Raw genomic sequence first — 1,319 nt, 5'->3', positions numbered from 1 at the left:
CTGAACCGCCCCGGCTTCTGCGGAGGCCAGTTGCTTTGAGTCAGACGTTGATCGCGGCCTGACTAGCGCGTTGGGAATGGTATCGGTCTTCGAACTCGGCAGGTGGCCTGTAGCCCAGGGGTGCCATCAGCCGATGGTGGTTGAACCAGGCGACCCATTCCAGCGTCGCCAGCTCGACCGCCTGCTTCGTCTTCCACGGCCCGCGGCGGTGAATCACCTCGGCCTTGTAGAGCCCGTTGATCGTCTCGGCCAGCGCGTTGTCGTAACTGTCACCACGGCTGCCGACGGAGGGTTCGATGCCAGCCTCGGCCAAGCGCTCGCTGTAGCGAATCGACAGGTACTGCGACCCCCTGTCGGAATGACAGATGAGCCCGTCCTTCTCGGTCGGCCGCCGGGCGTACAGCGCTTGTTCCAGAGCGTCGAGGACGAACTCCGTGTGCATCGAGCTGCTCTGGCGCCAACCGACGATCCGACGGCTGAACACGTCGATCACGAAGGCCACGTAGACCCAGCCTTGCCACGTCGAGACGTAGGTGAAGTCGGTGACCCACAGCTGGTTCGGATGGTCGGCCTTGAACTGCCGATTCACACGATCCAACGGGCATGGCGCCTTCGGGTCAGGCACCGTCGTGCGCTGTCGCTTGCCTCGGCGAACTCCCTGCAGGCCGTGCTGGCGCATCAAGCGCTCCACGGTGCAGCGTGCGATGGCGATGCCTTCTCGACGCAGTTGGTGCCAGACCTTGTCGGCACCGTAGACCCCGAAGTTCGCCTGCCACACGCGACGAATCTGCGGCGCCAGTTCAGCATCGCGCAAGCTGCGTCGGCACAGCAGCGCCGGGTCGCGTTGACAGGCCGCGTGCCGCCAGTACGCCGACGGGGCGATCTGCAGCACGCGGCAGATCGACTCGACCCCGAATTCTTGGCGATGCCGGTCGACGAACGCCTTCAGGACTTGATGCGGCGGTCGAGCTCCGCCTGGGCGAAAAACGCGCTGGCCAGCTTCAGAATCTCGTTGGCCTTGCGCAGTTCGCGCACCTCGCGCTCGAGATCTTTGATGCGCTGCGCTTCCGCCGTCGTCGGCCCATCGCGCAGGCCGTGGTCGCGCTCGTGCTGCTTGATCCAATTGTCCAGCGTCTGCGCCGTGCAACCGATCTTGCCGGCGATGGACTCGATGGCCGCCCACTGTGACGGGTGCTCATCTCGGTGCTCCAGCACCATGCGCACCGCGCGCTCGCGAACCTCGGGGGAATACTTCGAACTTCTCATCTTGGCTCCATCATCTCAAACGAGGGAGCCTCCTTCAAAGCCGGGGCGGTTCA

The 1,319-nt window shown here is 64.7% G+C and carries 1 protein-coding gene and 1 other annotated feature; the gene reads right to left on the bottom strand.

Annotated features, from left to right (window positions below; all coding sequences use genetic code 11):
* Positions 1–40: 40 nt before the first annotated feature.
* Positions 41–1,266 (bottom strand): IS3 family transposase gene (locus ABG80_RS13990; RefSeq protein WP_152987635.1). Its coding sequence is split into 2 segments (ribosomal slippage): positions 41–981 and positions 981–1,266, totalling 1,227 coding nucleotides; the frame shifts between segments, so codons are not numbered across the junction.
* Positions 875–991: a sequence feature (AL1L pseudoknot), on the bottom strand. It overlaps the preceding gene by 117 nt.
* Positions 1,267–1,319: the final 53 nt, after the last annotated feature.

The organism is Aquabacterium parvum (assembly GCF_001447195.1).
Classification (GTDB): Bacteria; Pseudomonadota; Gammaproteobacteria; order Burkholderiales; family Burkholderiaceae_C; genus Aquabacterium; species Aquabacterium parvum.
The sequence above is the reverse complement of the archived record's forward strand: the minus strand, read 5'-3'. Positions and strand labels throughout refer to the sequence as shown.